Consider the following 14,756-nt stretch of genomic DNA (forward strand, 5'->3'; position numbering starts at 1 on the left):
AACGGAACTACGCGCTAGCGACGTTTCCTGGAAGTTGGGGGTTGGGCGTCGTGTCTTTCCAGCACGATGCGGGCACTGTCGAGGTGGAACTTGCCCAGGGTGCGGCGCGGCCGCACCACCGTGATGAGGAGCTCCTGCCATGAAGGCCCCGAGCATGAATATGAGCGAACCCCGCAGCATTGCCGGCCCGTCGGCGGCCCTCTTCGTCGCCTTCGGCGGGGCCGTAGTCGTGATTGGCGCCATGCTGCTGGTGGCGGTGCCCGAACTCAGCGTCGCCAACTACCTCCCCGATTTCGACACCCTGCAGAGCCTCATCATGGGCTGAGCGGTTCGCCCGCTCGCTCATAGAAAAAAGGCGGCGGATGCACGAGGCATCCGCCGCCTTTTCGTTTCAGTTCGCGCGCGAGCTTAGTTCTTGGCGATGCGCTCGACCGTCACCGGCGCGAGGCCCGACGACTTCATGCCGATGACACCGGCGGCAGCCGTCGACAGGTCGATGACGCGGCCGCGAATGAACGGACCGCGATCGTTGATGGTGACGACCACCGTCTTACCGTTGCGCTTGTTGGTGACGCGCACCTTGGTGCCGAACGGCAGCGTGCGGTGCGCGGCGGTCATGGCGTTCGGATTGAAACGCTGACCCGACGCGGTCTGCGAGCCGGCGCCGTAGCCGTAGAAGGAGGCGATGCCGCTCTGCGTCGAGGTCACGCGAAGGTTGCCCTCGGTCTCGACCTTGGTCTCGACCTCGCGCACAGCGATCTTCGAGTTTTCAGCTGTCGCCGGCTTCTCGGCGGCCTGCTTGCGCTCCGGCAGATCGACCTTCGCCTGCGGCTTCTCGGCAGCCTCGGTGCGGGCAACCTTCTGCTTCTTGACCTCGACCTCATCGGTCTTGGCGACGCGGTTGCGCGAGCGCTTGGACGTCGCCTGGCGGCGATAGGTGCGCTCGCCCGCATAGCCGTCGCGGTCACGGTAGGTCTTGGCGGCAGGCGCGCCGCCGCACGCGAACGCCGGGCTCATGCACTGCCACGGCGCGTTCTCCGCACTTGCCGGGCCGGCCAGCAGCGCGCCCGCAGCCACGGCGGCAATGGCGGAGAGAATGATAGTCCGCATTTCGTACTCCTCGTTGTCGGCGGCGATGCTCGGATGCTGCTCGATCCCCGGACCAGCGCGCTCGAGGGCGGCTGGAGGCGCGCTCGTTCAGCGGCGCGCGATTGGGTGGGAGGGGATCTTCCTGCGCAGTGATAATTCCTGAGCCGAACACCAGAACCCGTTCAGCCGCCTTCAAGAGTGATTGGGGTGTCCCCCGTTCTGGTAGGCGCTACGGACCACCGGTAATTGTGGCGGTCAATGCTTCAATTTGAGAGGCAATTGCGCAACAATCGAAGGAATGACGATGGGCAAAGGAGTTAGCGCTCTCGCGTCGGTCGCGAGGCGCGACGGCGGGTCGCAGATGAAGGGCCCCAATGCACAGGTTCGCGTTGTCGCGCGCGTGTGGTGCGCGTAGGATTGGATCGGGGCATGATCGGCCGCCCCGTTAGACCTCGTGTCCAAGCGCCGTCTCCAACGCCTTTGGAGGCACGCATGGAACCTTCGAGTACCGCGGAAGCGACGCACGCGTCCACCGCACCTTCCTTTTCCAAGCTCATCTCCGTGTTCGGCAGGATAGGTCTCCTGTCGTTTGGCGGCCCCGCCGCGCAGATCGCGCTGATGCACCGCGTGCTCGTCGACGAGCATCGCTGGCTCGACGAGCGGCGCTTCCTGTCGGCGCTCAGCTTTTGCATGCTGCTCCCCGGCCCCGAGGCGATGCAGCTCGCCACCTACTCGGGCTGGCGGCTGCACGGCGTGCGCGGCGGCCTCGCCGCGGGGCTGCTGTTCGTCGTGCCCGGCGCCCTTCTGGTGCTGGCTTTGTCGATGCTCTACGGCGCCTACGGGAGCACGCCCACCGTTGCCGCGGTGTTCGTGGGCGTGAAGGCGGCGGTGCTCGCCATCGTGCTGCAGGCTCTCCTGCGCGTTGCCAATCGCGCCATCAAGGGGCGCCTCGACTGGGCGACGGCGGCGGCGGCGTTCGTCGCCATCTATTTCCTCGATCTGCCCTTCCCGCTGGTGATCGCGGCGGCGGCGGCGGCGGGCTATCTGCTGGGCACGCGCGAAGTCGCGGAGCCCGATGCGCCGCCGCCCGTTGCCGTGCCGCTCGCACAGACGCTGCGCACGCTTTGCATCTGGCTCGCCGTGTGGCTCGTGCCGCTGTTCGCGGTCGCCGCCGTGTTTGGGACCGGGCATGTGTTGGCGCAGCTCGCGTTCTTCTTCTCCAAGCTTGCGGTGGTCACCTTCGGCGGCGCCTACGCGGTGCTCGCCTACATGGCGCAGGCGGCCGTCGATCACTACAGGTGGCTGACGGCGGGTGAGATGCTCGACGGTCTTGGCCTGGCCGAGACGACCAACGGCCCGTTGATCCTCGTCACCGAGTTCGTCGGCTACATGGCTGCCTTGCGCGCCGGTGGCGTGGGCATGGGGCTGCTCGGCGCCCTCGTGACGCTATGGGCAACCTTCGCGCCGTGCTTCCTGTGGATCTTCGTCGGCGCGCCGTACGTGGAGCGCCTGACGCACGCGCCGCGTCTCGCGTCGGCGCTGCGTACCGTCACCGCCGCCGTCGTCGGCGTCATCGCCAACCTGTCTTTGTGGTTCACGCTGCACGTGCTCTTCGCGCACATCGACGAGCGTCACGTCGGCCCATTGCGGCTCTACGTGCCCGATCCCGCATCGCTCGACGTCGTCGCCTTGGCACTCACGGGGCTGGCGCTGGTGCTGGTGTTCGTCCTGCGCGCCGGCATCGCCACCACGCTCGCCGTCTGCGGGGCGGCGTCGCTGCTGTGGCTGCGCTTGGCGTCCTAGAACCAGCCCTTGCGGCGGAAATAGATGATGGGGACGACGGCGCAGATTGCCATGAGGCCGAGAGCCCAAGGGTAACCGTAGGTCCATTCCAGCTCGGGCATGTGTTTGAAGTTCATGCCGTACACCGAGGCAACGAGCGTCGGCGGCAGCAAGATAACGGCCATCACCGAGAACAGCTTGATGATCTGGTTCTGCTCGTTGGAGATCATGCCGAGCGTCGCATCGAGAATAAAGCTGATGCGCTGCGACAGAAACTTTGTGTGATCGAGCAGCGTGTTGATGTCGCGCTGTGCGGCCTTGATGCGCTGGCGGATGCGCGGGTCGTCTTCGCGGTCCTGCGTCGCCTGCACGAAATAGAGCAGGAGGCGGTTCATCGACGCCGCGCTGTCCTCGGCACGCGCGGTGATATCGCCGGCCTTGCCGATGCGCCTCAACTGGACATCGAGGCGACGGTTGCGCGTCTGCTGCCCTCCGCGCAAATCGAAAACCGACTGCGCGAGGCGCTCGACCTCGTCCTGGATGCGCTCGATGAGGTCGGCCATGCGATGTACGACGGCATCGATCAAGCCGGTCATGATCGAGGCGCCGGTCGTGCACGCGGCGTCTCCCTTCTCGACGCGCTGCAAATAGAGCGGGAAGGCCTTCGGCTCGGCGTAGCGCACCGTCACCAGCCGGTCGCCGGCGAGAATGAACGTGACCGCGGTCGATTGCGGCACCGGCGCCTCGACGTTGTAGACGATCGACGCCGTCATGAAGTAGGCGCCGCGCTCCTGATAGAAACGGTTGGACGGCTCGATCTCGCGCATCTCAGCGCGCGATGGGATGTCGATCGCCAGCGCATCCTCGGCGAACTTGTCCTCCTCGGCGGTCGGCTGCAACAGGTCGATCCAGACAGAATTGCCGGTCAGCGGCGTGCCCGGCTCATGCACCGTCAGCCCTTTGCCGTTCGAGTCGTAGATCGTCATCATGCGCAGGCCCCTGCGACCTATATTTCTGGGGGCTTCCTACGCCCGCGCCATGCAGGGCGCAACCGCATAAGCTGCGGTGCTGGGCGGCCGATGGTCGTTGGGATCGGGCCGGAATGGTTGTGGGCGGGCGCGGAGGCTACGCGTGGCTGATCACACGCCGGCCCGGGGAGTCCTCCGGCTTCGGCTTTTCCCGGCTCTCGATGCGCAGCCGCCACAGCTTCATGCGGCCGCCCTCGCGCTTGAGCTCGGCGGTGACATCGGCGACGCCACCCGCGAACTTGCCGACGAAGGAGACCTTCACGGCGCGATTGATCAGGTCGGAGATACGCTCGGCAGCTCCGCCGGCTGATGTCACGTTCTGCCACAAATCGCGCGACCACCGCGTTTCGATGCGCACGTTGTCGGTGTGGAGCAGGGGCCCGAGGGGTTTGAGATCGCCGAGGTCGGCATCGAAGACCGGCAGCAGTTCGTCGCGCGCGTCAGCGACGTAGTGCTCGCGGATGTCCGCCAGCTTCCAAGTGCGCGCCAGCTCGCGCGTCACGTCGACGGCGAGCGCCTCGTAGTCGGCGCTGCGGCGGTCGAGGTCGGCGGCGACGTTGCCGAGGAAGCTCGCGCTGAACACGAGCAGCGCAGCGAACATGACGCCGAGAATCGAAAAGAGCGTGCGTAGCATCCGTTGTCCCGATCGAAGTGCGGGAATGTGCGCACTCGGGCATCGTTGCCCGGGTAGCTCCGCCCGCCAGATTGGAACCGGTATGCAGTATAGGCCGACCTAGGGCTGTTCCGCAAAGCACATGACGGGGAGCCGGGACCCCAAATTTTGGGGGACGTCAGCCGACCAGCTTGGGGTCCTCGCTGTCGTGGGCGTGGCCGACGGCGCGGAGGAGCGCCTTGTCGAGCTTGCCGGGGTCGAGGATGACTTTGCTGTCGTGCACCTTGCGCACAGCCGCGCGGGGGACGGTGAACTCGCCGCCGTTTTCCACGTAAAGGACGATGTGCTCGGGGGAGACCTCGCGCACCGCGGCGATGCCTTCCTTGCCCTCGGCGAGGAATGCCATGAAGCCCTGCTCGATCCGGTCGGTCATCGTCTCTCCTTCCGATTGGTCTCGGCGTCGGGGCAGTATCGCCGTCCTCCCGCCAATGTGCGAGATGGGAAATAGGATATTGCCTGCACAACCATTTACGTGGGTCTAAGTTGCCGCCCGCGGCCGTGGCGCTTGCGCCCCGCAACCTACAATTGGATTTAGCGCGTGTCGAAATCCGCATCCCCGGCCTATGCTCGGGGGCGAAGCGTAGCGTCGCGGGCATGGCGAGGGAGATGCAGATGGCGGTCCGGCGGAACCTGATCGGTATGGCTGTCGCAATCGGTTTGACAGCCACGTGTTGGGCCGCGGCAGGTCTCGACGAAATGGCCAAGTCGATCGTCGGCGCCACGCAGACATCCGACCATGCCTCCTTCATCAACGACAACTTCGTGAAGGAGGTGGCGTCCAAGCTGTCTAGTCCGGGCGAGTCGGACGATGCGGAGGGCATCGACTTCGACATCTTCACCTACTCGCAAGATCCCGACTACGAGCAGATCCGCAAGACGATCAAGAGCGAGGTGAAGCAGGCCGGCGACGCGAATGGCGTCATCCGGGTTACGTTCACCCAGTACGGCGACGAGATCGCCGTCGAGTATCATTTGAAGAAGTCGGGCGAGCGCTGGCTGATCGACGACGTCATCTACCCCAACGACGATTTCTCGCTGCGGTCGGGCCTCGACATGAAATAGGCCGCGAGCACGGTCGGCGCTCGCGGGTGCAACGACGACCAGAGTGATCCTACTCTGCCGCGGCCTTCCCGGCGTGGCCGAGCTTGACGTTGAGCTTGTTGATGAGATCGGATGCAGCCTCGGGAATGTTGGTCCCCGGACCGAACACGGCTTCCGCGCCCGCCTCGAACAGCGCCGGATAGTCGGACGGCGGGATGACGCCGCCGACGACGACCATGATGTCGCCGCGGCCTTCCTTTTCCAGTGCCTGCTTCAAATCCGGAACGAGCGTCATGTGTCCCGCGGCGAGCGAGGACACGCCGATGATGTGCACGTCGTTCTCGACCGCCTGGCGGGCGGCCTCGTCGGGCGTTGCAAACAGCGGCCCGATATCGACGTCGAAGCCGAGGTCGGCGAATGCCGATGCGATCACCTTCTGGCCGCGGTCGTGTCCGTCCTGGCCCATCTTGGCGATGAGGATGCGCGGGCGGCGTCCCTCGTTCTTGTCGAACGCTTCGACCAATTGCAGAACTTTGGCGACGTCCTTGTTCATGCTGCCGGCCTCCGACCGGTAGACGCCGGAAATGGCGCGGATCTCGGCGCGGTGGCGGCCATAAATCTTCTCCATGGCGTCGGAAATCTCGCCGACGCTCGCCTTGGCGCGGGCCGCCTTGACGGCCAGCTCCAGCAGGTTGCCGTTTCCGCGCGCCCCTTCGGTCAGCGCCGCGAGTGCCGCCTGGGTGACCTTCTCGTCGCGCTCGCCGCGCAGCCGCTGCAGCTTGGCAATCTGCTGCTCGCGCACCGACTTGTTGTCGACCTTGAGAATGTCGATCGTCGCCTCGTCGTCGACGCGATACTTGTTGACGCCGACGATCGTCTGCCGGCCGCTGTCGATGCGGGCCTGCGTGCGGGCGGCCGCCTCCTCGATGCGCATCTTCGGAATGCCGGCGGCGATCGCCTTCGCCATGCCACCGAGCCGCTCGACCTCCTCGATGTGGGCCAGGGCCTTGCGGGCGAGGTCGTAGGTGAGGCGCTCGATGTAGTAGCTGCCGCCCCACGGGTCGATGACGCGGCAGGTGCCGGTCTCCTGCTGCAACACAAGTTGCGTGTTGCGGGCGATGCGGGCGGAGAAGTCAGTCGGCAGTGCGATGGCCTCGTCGAGCGCGTTCGTGTGCAGCGATTGGGTATGACCCTGCGTCGCCGCCATCGCCTCCACGCACGTGCGCGTCACGTTGTTGAACACGTCCTGCGCCGTGAGCGACCAGCCCGACGTCTGGCAGTGCGTGCGCAAGCTGAGCGAGCGCTCGTTCGCCTTGAACTCCTCGTGCAGGAGCTTCGCCCAAAGCAGACGCGCGGCGCGCATCTTGGCGATCTCCATGTAGAAGTTCATGCCGATCGCCCAGAAGAACGACAGGCGCGGCGCGAAGGCGTCGATGCCGAGGCCGGCGGCGACGCCGGCGCGCGCATATTCGATGCCGTCGGCCAGCGTGTAGCCGAGCTCAAGGTCGGCGGTCGCACCGGCTTCCTGCATGTGGTAGCCGGAGATCGAGATCGAGTTGAACTTCGGCATGTGCTTCGACGTGTAGCCGAAGATGTCCGAGACGATGCGCATCGAAGGTTCGGGCGGATAAATGTAGGTGTTCCGCACCATGAACTCTTTGAGGATGTCGTTCTGGATCGTGCCGGAGAGCTTCTCCGGCGGCACGCCTTGCTCCTCGCCCGCAACTATGAACAGCGCGAGTACCGGGAGCACCGCGCCGTTCATCGTCATCGATACGGACATCTGCTCGAGCGGGATGCCCGAGAACAGCGTGCGCATGTCGTAGATGGAATCGATCGCGACGCCGGCCATGCCTACGTCGCCGCGCACCCGCGGGTGATCGCTGTCGTACCCGCGGTGGGTGGCGAGATCGAAGGCGACCGACAGTCCCTTCTGGCCGGCGGCGATGTTGCGTCGGTAGAAGGCGTTGCTGTCCTCGGCCGTCGAGAAGCCGGCGTACTGGCGCACCGTCCACGGCTGCAGCGCGTACATCGCCGGGTAGGGGCCGCGCAGGTAGGGCGGGATGCCGGGGAACGTGTCGAGGAAGTCCAGCCCGGCAGTGTCGGCGGCGGTATAGACCGGCTTGATGGCGATGCCTTCCGGCGCCTCCCACGCGACCGCATCGCTGGCGGCGGCTGGAGCAGCCGCGGCAGCCACGCCGCTATCGAGGGCAACTTGCGTGAAGTCGGGGAGGCCAGTCATCCTTCGCCTTGCATCTTTCCTGGGTGTGGCGAACGTTTAGTTGTCGTTCGTTACCATCAACATAGCAGAGCCGCACCTCTTCGCCCCGGGGCGCAGCGTCGCCGTGGTTGGGCAGTTTGCGCAATTTTGTCCGGGAGGCCAACGGCCTTAACGCTATCCCCATCGCCGCGGGAGCCCGCCAGGTCGGCGTGAGGCGTCGGTGGTACCGCTAGGCGGAGCTCGGCTTGACGCTGTCGAGGAAAGCTTGGATTTCCCCGAGGCGGAGCTCCTGAACCAGCTCGAGCACTCTGCCGTTGGCCACGCGCCACCGGTGCTGGAAGGTCGTTTCGAGCACCTTGCCGGTTTGCTTGTGGTGGAAGACCCCCTGCGCCTGCGTGTAGGCGAACTCGCCGTCGTAAACGAACTCTCCCGGCTCGAAGACGACGATGTCGTAGGCTTCAAGAAATTTGTGGCAGATCAGCGTGAACTCCGCCCGGCTGCGCGGGCGCGTCGGATCGACCGGGTCGTTGGGCAGGTGTGTCTTGAACTGGAAGTCGTCGCTGAACAGCGCGACGGCCTCGGCGAGGCGCCTCTCGCGATAACATCGATAGAATGCCAGCAGTGCTGCGGTGTCCATTAACTTGGCGCCGCGACACGCGTCGGAGCAACCGGGCGTGTCTAGCGACACCCTCCCCAAATTTCAGATTGACGGATTCAACCGACCTGCCGTGCGGAAATGCGCGTGCGCCTGTCGGTCATCCGATTGTCAGCATACAGCGGCTTTCAATGCCCTATTTGTTGAACGATGAACAGCAAAAAGCGACGGATGTCCGTCATATATGATCTGACGCGCGGTGGTTCTCCGCAGCAGTCCTGGCAAAACCGAATTCTTCCCTTCAAATCCAAGTGTTGCGTGCAGTTTGTCGACGGGCGCAAGGCACCTGCGCTAGGACTGGCGGCCGGAGAGGGCGAAGAATGACGGGCGGGGACCGCCAAAAGTACGATGCCACCATGCTGGCCGCGCGCCTTGCGTCGGAGGTGCGCAAAAACTGGCGGCTGCTCGTCGGTGCGGTGCTCGCCTTCGGCGCCGTCGCCGTCGCAATCGAGCTGAGTGACCGCCAGGGACGTCACGATCTTCCTGCCGGCTATGCGGCGCGCATGACGTGCGAGCAGGATCCGGAATCGGCGCTTTGGAGCGGCGGCTGTGACCGAGTGGCGGCGGACATCGCCCGCACTGACAAGCCGTCGTTCATCGAGCTCTATCGGGCCTTCGTAACCGTGCATCACCGGCATATCCCCTCGCCGGCGCTGCAAAGGGATATTCGGGAGGCCGCGTGCGATGCCGGCTTCGATCTCGACACCGCACTGAAGGGCACGCGCTACGTCTTCATACCCCTGCGCCCGCACTTTGCCGGTGTGTGCACCGCCGCGCACGCCCGGGCGGTGATGGACGAGCTCGATGCCCGCGACCGTGCGCTGCTGGCCATCGAGCGCGAGGGTCTAAGTCAGGAGGCGCTGATCGCCGGAGCGCTCGCCAACCTCGCTGAGCCCGTGGCGATCCTGGCCGGCATCTTGGTCATCGCCGCCCTGATCATCCTGTGAGATGTCAAACTGCTGATATCACTTTGCTATTGGCGGTCCCCATTTTGGCAGGGGGGTGCGTCCCGCCGGTCATTGTCGGTGAGGTGATGAATCGCCTACCTTGAGCCCGGTAAGGGGTGCCACATGCAATTGAAGACAGCGTTCGCTGCCATCGGTCTGGCTTTGACGGCCGGTCTGTACATGCACGCGCCGGCGACGGCGGGCTGGTTCTGGCGGGACAAGGATCCCGACGCGCCGGACCGCTACCCCTATGTCTACGAGCCGCCGCGCTACTATCCGTACTACAACTCGGGAGACTGGCGCCCGGCGGCCGAGATGCGCCGTCCGCGGCCGTACTACAACCAGCCGCCCTACTATCCGGCCTGGGGCTATCCCATCGGCTGTGGCGACAACTGCGACACCGGTCCGCTGAAGTAGGGTTGACTAGGTCAGCCGCCGCTCGTGCGCGATTCGACGCGCGCGACGAGTATTTTGACGCTCTCGAACGCGAACATGATGCCACCTGCGAACAGCAGCGGGGCGACCGCGTAATGCCAGCCGGTGGTCGCGTGCATGGCAAGCGCGACGCCTTTCGCCGTCAGGGCCACACCGAATAGCGCGCGCAGAACGAGCCAAGAAGTCGGCCGGCTGGCGAGGATGGCGTCGGTACGGGCGTTGTCGCGATCGATCCAGTCGATAATGCGGGACATGATGGGCCTCTCTATGTGGCTAAGGCCCTTCCGCTAGTCCGACTCGCGATGCGGTGCTGTCACGGCGGGCACAGCGCCATGCGCCATGCCCGCCGGCAGCTTACTTAACGTCGAGCAGCTCGACGTCGAACAGCAGCGTTGCGTTCGGCGGGATGACGCCGCCGGCGCCGCGCGCGCCGTAGCCGAGCTGCGGCGGGATGATCAGCGTGCGCTTGCCGCCGACCTTCATGCCGGCAACGCCTTCGTCCCAGCCCTTGATGACGCGGCCGGCGCCGAGCGGGAACTCGAAGGGCTCGCCGCGGTCGAGCGATGAGTCGAACTTCGTGCCCTTGGCGCCGTTCTCGTACAGCCAGCCCGTGTAGTGCATCACGCAGTTGTTGCCCGGCTTGGCCTCGGCACCCGTGCCGACCTTGGTATCGGCGATGGTGAGGCCGGAGGATGTCGTCATCGGCTTTCCTTCTTGTGCAAGGGCGGGGGGAGCGGCGTGCGGCAGGACGCCGAGCGAGGCAATGAGCGCGAGGGCCGCAACGGCTCCCCGGCGCGAGAAAGCGACCATACGATTCCTCCGATGTTTTTTGTCGCGGCTCTAGCGGCGCTACTTAACGCGACGCTGGCAGTCGAGCCATTTAGCGACGACCGTGCGGTCGTGGAACTGAATGGCACCGCAGTTCTGGCAGACGACCATCAGCACGTCCACCGGTGTCGATGCAGTCTGCAAGCTCGTCGATTGCGCGCGCTGGCAGCTGATCGAGTGCACCTCAAGATCGCACTGGGAGCGGAAGCGTCCGCAGGCCGGGCAGGCGGTGATGTGCTTGCCGTAGAGAAAGCGCTCAACCTCGGCCTTGGAAATGTCGCGGGTCGAAGTTTCTGTCATTGTCGTCACCTTGAGCGTCTCCTTACCGCTGAGCCTAGGCGGGTGTTCCAACGCTGGCAAGACAAAGAGTCGCACCCGGCGCCGCTGCCAGGTGATTTCTTCCGTCCTCAAATCTCGGAGTGGAAAGCGGCCTTAACCGGCCGCATGCGAAAGACGCGACGCGGTCGCGGACTGGCGAGGAGCAATCGATGCAGCGGATTTTGGGTTGGGCGGCTCTGTTCGCCCTCGTCGGCGCCCAGGCGCATGCATTGATGGCGCCCGAGTATTACCGGAAGGCACGCGCCGAGGCGCCCTATCATGTGCAGATCGACATCACCAAGGTCGAGGCGCCGCGCACCGGCGCGGGCACCTGCGCCGTCGAAGGACAGGTGCTCAAGATTTTCAAGGACGCGACCGGCAAGCTGGCGAAGGATCAGATCGTCGGCTTCACGGTGGCCTGTCATCGCAAGGGCGACAAGGTGCCGATCGGCGGCACGCTCTGGCTCGACACCGACGCGCTGGAGAAGGCCGACTACATGGAGGTCTATCTCACCGACGCGGCCGCCGGTTTCGACGTGGCGCTGTGGAACTACAAGCTGATCCCGAAATTGTCGGACACGCCGCAGCTCCCCGTCGACTGAGCACTCACGCGTCGGCGTAGCGCGCAATCGCGTTGCGATCGCCGAGCGGCACGACATGCCCGCGCGGCCAATCGACGATGAGCAGAGTTGCCGAGAACGGAAGCTGAGCCAGCGCCGCGAGAAGCGCGTCGAGTTCACCGCGACTGCCGTTCATGACCAGCGCAATCATGGCGACGTGGGCCCGCGTCTTGTCGCCGACGAGCACCGCTCCGGTATTTGCGGCGGGGCCGAAGCCGCGCACGTGCGGCACTGGCTCCGGTGATGAGAGCGTCCCGCTGCTCACGATCTCGAACGCCGGCAGGCGTGCGCCGATTACATCGGCCGCAGCGTCGAAAGGAATGCGCACGCTCTCCAGCGGCACCGGAGCGACGGATCGGACGTACATGTCGGTCCAGCCCGTGCCGTCGGGCGAAGCGTGGTCGCGCGCGAAGTGATCGATGCGCGCGATCTCGGCCTCGCACCACGCTGCGCAGGCGGCTGGAAGCACCTCGATTTGGCCCCAATCGTCCTCGTGCACGAACAACTCGCGCGGGGAACGCCCACGTCGAAGCACCCGATTGAACAGTCGCCGCATCATCGTCGCGCCCGTCGTCATTGTCCGTGGGCCCCGTTTTACGGGGATGGAGACGGTCCGCATGACGCTTCGCGGCCACACCCCGCACGCCAAACTCACGCAGAGCAAATGCGAGACGTCGCGTCGCGCTCGACGGCCGCTATCGTGCCTTCGGGACAGGGCACGATGCAAGAAGGACAGGCAATTCGGGGGAATATCCCAGCATGAGGATCGCATCCTCTGCGCTTTGCCGCTTTGGCTTCGGCCTCGCGGCATCGGCGCTCGTTTTTGCATCGCATTCCGCGCACGCCGAGCCGCGCAGCTGCGCCGGCGTCGACTACAACGCGATGATCGTCGACATCATCCATTCGCTGCCGACGGGTGGCGGCTACAGCATCGGCTCCGATTTCGTCGCGCCGACGATCCAGACGCACAACATCGGCGGTGGCCGGCACGAGCTGCGCGTCTACGACGGGTTCCCCTCGCACTGCACCAGCGCGACCTACGCGCTCTACAGCCACCTCGTGGCGGTGCTGCACAACAATGGCAGCATCAATCTCAGCGCCGACAATCTTCGCTCGCTCGCCGTCCGCCGCTCGCTTCCCGACGGCTCGGAGCTCGTCGACGGTCAAGGCCCGTTCTGGATTTTCAACGCCAACGGCGCCGGCGTCGCGGCGTTCCTGAAGCACACCGGCACGGGACAGAGCTTCCGCGACGACCAGCTCGCCCACGCGCGTCCGGGCGACTTCCTGAAGCTGTTCTGGAACGAGAACGTCGGTGCGTCCGAGCAGGGCCACCAGGTCGTCTACCTCGGCCATCGCAGCGTCGATGGCCGCGAAATGCTCTGCTTCTGGGGCAGCCAACGGCAGAACAAGAAGAAGCGCGGCAAAGGTACCGAGGCGCTGTACTTCCCGGCCAGTGGCGGCGGCAAGGTCGTCAACGGCTACGGCGAGGCGTGCCGTCCGCGCGCCGACATCAAGGCGATGATCTTCTCGCGCGTCACCTGCATGGAAAATCTGGCCGCCGGGCTCGACAGCATGCGGGCGCGGGCGGATGCGCGCGGCCTCGGCCCGATGCGCATGTCGCGGCCGTTCGAGGACGAGTTCCTCGTCTCGCTGCGCCGGAAATCGTCCGACCAAGCGACGCTCGATCGGCACTATGACATCCTGCCGGCGCCTTCCGAGTTCGCCAACCTGGGTCCGCCTGCGCAGTAACGGCGCGCTGACGATCCGCGCCGCGAGCCCCGCACCTCGATGGCGTCCGTTGGCATGGGCGCACCCCCTTATGCAGCCGTGCCGGCGGCTTTTCCCCCTCTGCTTCCCTCGCTATAGTCGGGGAAGCAGAGGGCGTCGCATGCGTTTCCTCTATGCCACGATCGGCGTGCTCGGCGGGGTGCTCAGCATCGCCGCCACTTACCTCTTCTTGCTGTTCGCGATGTTCATGGGCGGCGGCGGGCCGAACCTTCAGTCTGTCATCCTGTACGTCATCGGTGCCTTCCTCCTCGCCTCACTCATCAATCTCGTCGCCGGATTTCTCGACCCGCGCCGGCCCTTGACGCCCCGTCTCCTACTGGCCAGCGCCAGCATCTGGGTGCTGGCCGGCGCATTTCTCGGCGTCTTCTCCTACTTCGCGTCGACGAGCACGGTCAGCGTCGTCGAGACCCTGAAGTTCGTGGCGGTTCTGCTGGTGCCAGCGTTGCTGCCGCTTGCCGCCTGGGCCTTTGCCCGGTGGAAGCTCCCCGTCGCATAGCTATCGGCCTGCCCATTCAAATCCGCGGCCACAAGGCAATCCCCAACGGAATGGCGCCACATTTCGGATGTTATACTATCCGGAATGTCTGCGATTGGAGGATTGTGCATGAAGGCGTCCGCCTCTGGACTGATCGGAGCGATGCTCGTCGGGTGGGTCGGCATGCCCCACGTTACCTTTCCCCAGCCGGAGATCGCGGCTGCGGCGCGTCAAGGCGCGTCAGGGGGTTGGAGCAAGGTAACGCTCGCCCAGAAGGACCGCGCGACGTGCCATTCGCATTCCGGCACGTGTGGATGTGCGCGCTGCACCACCGCTCGCGGCGAATGATTTTCTCGTGCATCTGCTGAACTAGCGAGTGCTCACTCGTCGGCGCTGGTCAACGCCATGATGGCCAGCGCGAGTGCACGCGTGTCGTCGTCGCTCGGCTGGATGGCGCGCGGGCGCTCGATCCAGCTGAGCACAGACGTGCTGAATTCCTCGGGCGCGCTCGCGGTGCGGCCGCCGTCGTATCCGTCCATCGGGTAGTGGCTAACTTTCGGCGAGGTCATGGCGCTTCTCCCTTCGTGAGTTCAGGTCGCGTGCAGCTGCGCCGGCTTGAGAAGTACGCGCTCCGGCGTATTGGCGATGAGCTCGACGGCGGTGCGCGTCCCCGGCTGCGGCTTCTGTCCTGCAGGCAGCGTGTGCGACGTCCACAGAAGCGCGGCGCACGAAAACGCCGTCACCCCGTTGGCCACCGCTTGCCACGTATTGCTCTGAACTTGACCGCACATCGGCTCGGCTCCGTCGCATCTCACGCAGGGAGAGTGGGGCGTCGGGGGTGCTTCAGCCATTGCAC

At 65.5% G+C, this 14,756-nt stretch carries 19 protein-coding genes and 1 pseudogene; 8 read left to right on the forward strand and 12 right to left on the reverse strand.

The genetic code is table 11. The features are described from left to right. The first annotated feature begins 160 nt into the window (after positions 1–160). Entirely contained in the window at positions 161–325 is a 165-nt protein-coding gene (locus GIW81_RS16635) for a hypothetical protein (protein WP_154740446.1), read from the forward strand. 83 nt (positions 326–408) lie between these two features. Here GIW81_RS16635 and GIW81_RS19140 read toward each other — a convergent pair. After that, positions 409–693 (reverse strand): annotated as a pseudogene (locus GIW81_RS19140) (septal ring lytic transglycosylase RlpA family protein); the annotation flags it as partial. Between the two features lie 888 nt (positions 694–1,581). Between GIW81_RS19140 and chrA the strand changes: the two are divergent. Beyond that, positions 1,582–2,892: a chromate efflux transporter gene (chrA, locus tag GIW81_RS16645; protein ID WP_154740448.1), complete on the forward strand. Its 1,311-nt coding sequence runs from the start codon at positions 1,582–1,584 to the stop codon at positions 2,890–2,892. Here chrA and GIW81_RS16650 read toward each other — a convergent pair. From GIW81_RS16650 to GIW81_RS16660, 3 genes are all read right to left on the reverse strand, one after another. Further along, on the reverse strand, positions 2,889–3,857 hold the full coding sequence (locus tag GIW81_RS16650) for a magnesium transporter CorA family protein (RefSeq protein ID WP_229309378.1): 969 nt from the start codon (positions 3,855–3,857) through the stop codon (positions 2,889–2,891). The genes chrA and GIW81_RS16650 overlap by 4 nt on opposite strands. Before the next feature lie 139 nt (positions 3,858–3,996). After that, complete coding sequence (locus GIW81_RS16655) at positions 3,997–4,533, reverse strand: hypothetical protein (protein WP_154740450.1); 537 nt, start codon at positions 4,531–4,533, stop codon at positions 3,997–3,999. A gap of 157 nt (positions 4,534–4,690) precedes the next feature. Further along, positions 4,691–4,945, reverse strand: coding sequence for a hypothetical protein (locus tag GIW81_RS16660; protein ID WP_154740451.1), 255 nt, complete (start codon positions 4,943–4,945; stop codon positions 4,691–4,693). Between the two features lie 239 nt (positions 4,946–5,184). Here GIW81_RS16660 and GIW81_RS16665 point away from each other — a divergent pair, with 239 nt between their 5' ends. Further along, positions 5,185–5,634: a DUF3828 domain-containing protein gene (locus GIW81_RS16665; protein ID WP_195930613.1), complete on the forward strand. Its 450-nt coding sequence runs from the start codon at positions 5,185–5,187 to the stop codon at positions 5,632–5,634. Between the two features lie 49 nt (positions 5,635–5,683). Here the strand turns inward: GIW81_RS16665 and scpA are convergent, their stop codons facing one another. Then, positions 5,684–7,855 (reverse strand): methylmalonyl-CoA mutase, encoded by a 2,172-nt coding sequence (gene scpA / locus GIW81_RS16670; protein WP_154740453.1) that lies wholly within the window; start codon positions 7,853–7,855, stop codon positions 5,684–5,686. A gap of 208 nt (positions 7,856–8,063) precedes the next feature. Then, positions 8,064–8,471, reverse strand: coding sequence for a nuclear transport factor 2 family protein (locus tag GIW81_RS16675; RefSeq protein WP_154740454.1), 408 nt, complete (start codon positions 8,469–8,471; stop codon positions 8,064–8,066). Positions 8,472–8,809: 338 nt separating this feature from the next. Between GIW81_RS16675 and GIW81_RS16680 the strand changes: the two genes are divergently transcribed. Both GIW81_RS16680 and GIW81_RS16685 read left to right on the forward strand, forming a co-directional pair. Then, entirely contained in the window at positions 8,810–9,436 is a 627-nt protein-coding gene (locus GIW81_RS16680) for a hypothetical protein (RefSeq protein ID WP_154740455.1), read from the forward strand. A 123-nt stretch (positions 9,437–9,559) separates the two neighbouring features. Next, positions 9,560–9,853 (forward strand): hypothetical protein, encoded by a 294-nt coding sequence (locus tag GIW81_RS16685; RefSeq protein ID WP_154740456.1) that lies wholly within the window; start codon positions 9,560–9,562, stop codon positions 9,851–9,853. Between the two features lie 11 nt (positions 9,854–9,864). Here GIW81_RS16685 and GIW81_RS16690 read toward each other — a convergent pair whose 3' ends face one another. The 3 genes from GIW81_RS16690 to GIW81_RS16700 all read right to left on the reverse strand — a co-directional run bounded on the left by GIW81_RS16690 (position 9,865) and on the right by GIW81_RS16700 (position 10,999). Continuing rightward, positions 9,865–10,125 (reverse strand): hypothetical protein, encoded by a 261-nt coding sequence (locus GIW81_RS16690; RefSeq protein ID WP_154740457.1) that lies wholly within the window; start codon positions 10,123–10,125, stop codon positions 9,865–9,867. 100 nt (positions 10,126–10,225) lie between these two features. After that, positions 10,226–10,681 (reverse strand): FKBP-type peptidyl-prolyl cis-trans isomerase, encoded by a 456-nt coding sequence (locus GIW81_RS16695; RefSeq protein ID WP_154740458.1) that lies wholly within the window; start codon positions 10,679–10,681, stop codon positions 10,226–10,228. Positions 10,682–10,720: 39 nt separating this feature from the next. After that, positions 10,721–10,999, reverse strand: coding sequence for a hypothetical protein (locus GIW81_RS16700; protein WP_154740459.1), 279 nt, complete (start codon positions 10,997–10,999; stop codon positions 10,721–10,723). A gap of 188 nt (positions 11,000–11,187) precedes the next feature. Here GIW81_RS16700 and GIW81_RS16705 point away from each other — a divergent pair, with 188 nt between their 5' ends. Then, positions 11,188–11,619, forward strand: coding sequence for a hypothetical protein (locus GIW81_RS16705; protein WP_154740460.1), 432 nt, complete (start codon positions 11,188–11,190; stop codon positions 11,617–11,619). Between the two features lie 4 nt (positions 11,620–11,623). On the opposite strand, the gene GIW81_RS16710 is transcribed toward GIW81_RS16705, so the two are convergent. Beyond that, positions 11,624–12,214 (reverse strand): hypothetical protein, encoded by a 591-nt coding sequence (locus GIW81_RS16710; RefSeq protein ID WP_154740461.1) that lies wholly within the window; start codon positions 12,212–12,214, stop codon positions 11,624–11,626. A gap of 182 nt (positions 12,215–12,396) precedes the next feature. Between GIW81_RS16710 and GIW81_RS16715 the strand changes: the two genes are divergently transcribed. Further along, positions 12,397–13,386 carry a hypothetical protein gene (locus tag GIW81_RS16715; RefSeq protein ID WP_154740462.1) on the forward strand — a complete coding sequence of 330 codons (990 nt, stop codon included), beginning with the start codon at positions 12,397–12,399 and terminating at the stop codon, positions 13,384–13,386. A 139-nt stretch (positions 13,387–13,525) separates the two neighbouring features. After that, positions 13,526–13,921: a hypothetical protein gene (locus GIW81_RS16720; protein WP_154740463.1), complete on the forward strand. Its 396-nt coding sequence runs from the start codon at positions 13,526–13,528 to the stop codon at positions 13,919–13,921. Between the two features lie 359 nt (positions 13,922–14,280). Here GIW81_RS16720 and GIW81_RS16725 read toward each other — a convergent pair whose 3' ends face one another. After that, positions 14,281–14,469, reverse strand: coding sequence for a hypothetical protein (locus GIW81_RS16725; protein ID WP_154740464.1), 189 nt, complete (start codon positions 14,467–14,469; stop codon positions 14,281–14,283). A gap of 21 nt (positions 14,470–14,490) precedes the next feature. Continuing rightward, positions 14,491–14,691 carry a hypothetical protein gene (locus tag GIW81_RS16730; protein WP_154740465.1) on the reverse strand — a complete coding sequence of 67 codons (201 nt, stop codon included), beginning with the start codon at positions 14,689–14,691 and terminating at the stop codon, positions 14,491–14,493. Positions 14,692–14,756 lie beyond the last annotated feature (65 nt).

Origin of the sequence: Hyphomicrobium album (assembly GCF_009708035.1) — a bacterium.
Taxonomy (GTDB): Bacteria; Pseudomonadota; Alphaproteobacteria; order Rhizobiales; family Hyphomicrobiaceae; genus Hyphomicrobium_A; species Hyphomicrobium_A album.

Coding starts and splice junctions, on each gene's coding strand:
- GIW81_RS16635 (WP_154740446.1), top strand. CDS start 161: ATGAGCGAACCCCGCAGCATTGCCGGCCCGTCGGCGGCCCTCTTCGTC.
- chrA (WP_154740448.1), top strand. CDS start 1,582: ATGGAACCTTCGAGTACCGCGGAAGCGACGCACGCGTCCACCGCACCT.
- GIW81_RS16650 (WP_229309378.1), bottom strand. CDS start 3,857: ATGACGATCTACGACTCGAACGGCAAAGGGCTGACGGTGCATGAGCCG.
- GIW81_RS16655 (WP_154740450.1), bottom strand. CDS start 4,533: ATGCTACGCACGCTCTTTTCGATTCTCGGCGTCATGTTCGCTGCGCTG.
- GIW81_RS16660 (WP_154740451.1), bottom strand. CDS start 4,945: ATGACCGACCGGATCGAGCAGGGCTTCATGGCATTCCTCGCCGAGGGC.
- GIW81_RS16665 (WP_195930613.1), top strand. CDS start 5,185: ATGGCGGTCCGGCGGAACCTGATCGGTATGGCTGTCGCAATCGGTTTG.
- scpA (WP_154740453.1), bottom strand. CDS start 7,855: ATGACTGGCCTCCCCGACTTCACGCAAGTTGCCCTCGATAGCGGCGTG.
- GIW81_RS16675 (WP_154740454.1), bottom strand. CDS start 8,471: ATGGACACCGCAGCACTGCTGGCATTCTATCGATGTTATCGCGAGAGG.
- GIW81_RS16680 (WP_154740455.1), top strand. CDS start 8,810: ATGACGGGCGGGGACCGCCAAAAGTACGATGCCACCATGCTGGCCGCG.
- GIW81_RS16685 (WP_154740456.1), top strand. CDS start 9,560: ATGCAATTGAAGACAGCGTTCGCTGCCATCGGTCTGGCTTTGACGGCC.
- GIW81_RS16690 (WP_154740457.1), bottom strand. CDS start 10,125: ATGTCCCGCATTATCGACTGGATCGATCGCGACAACGCCCGTACCGAC.
- GIW81_RS16695 (WP_154740458.1), bottom strand. CDS start 10,681: ATGGTCGCTTTCTCGCGCCGGGGAGCCGTTGCGGCCCTCGCGCTCATT.
- GIW81_RS16700 (WP_154740459.1), bottom strand. CDS start 10,999: ATGACAGAAACTTCGACCCGCGACATTTCCAAGGCCGAGGTTGAGCGC.
- GIW81_RS16705 (WP_154740460.1), top strand. CDS start 11,188: ATGCAGCGGATTTTGGGTTGGGCGGCTCTGTTCGCCCTCGTCGGCGCC.
- GIW81_RS16710 (WP_154740461.1), bottom strand. CDS start 12,214: ATGACGACGGGCGCGACGATGATGCGGCGACTGTTCAATCGGGTGCTT.
- GIW81_RS16715 (WP_154740462.1), top strand. CDS start 12,397: ATGAGGATCGCATCCTCTGCGCTTTGCCGCTTTGGCTTCGGCCTCGCG.
- GIW81_RS16720 (WP_154740463.1), top strand. CDS start 13,526: ATGCGTTTCCTCTATGCCACGATCGGCGTGCTCGGCGGGGTGCTCAGC.
- GIW81_RS16725 (WP_154740464.1), bottom strand. CDS start 14,469: ATGACCTCGCCGAAAGTTAGCCACTACCCGATGGACGGATACGACGGC.
- GIW81_RS16730 (WP_154740465.1), bottom strand. CDS start 14,691: ATGTGCGGTCAAGTTCAGAGCAATACGTGGCAAGCGGTGGCCAACGGG.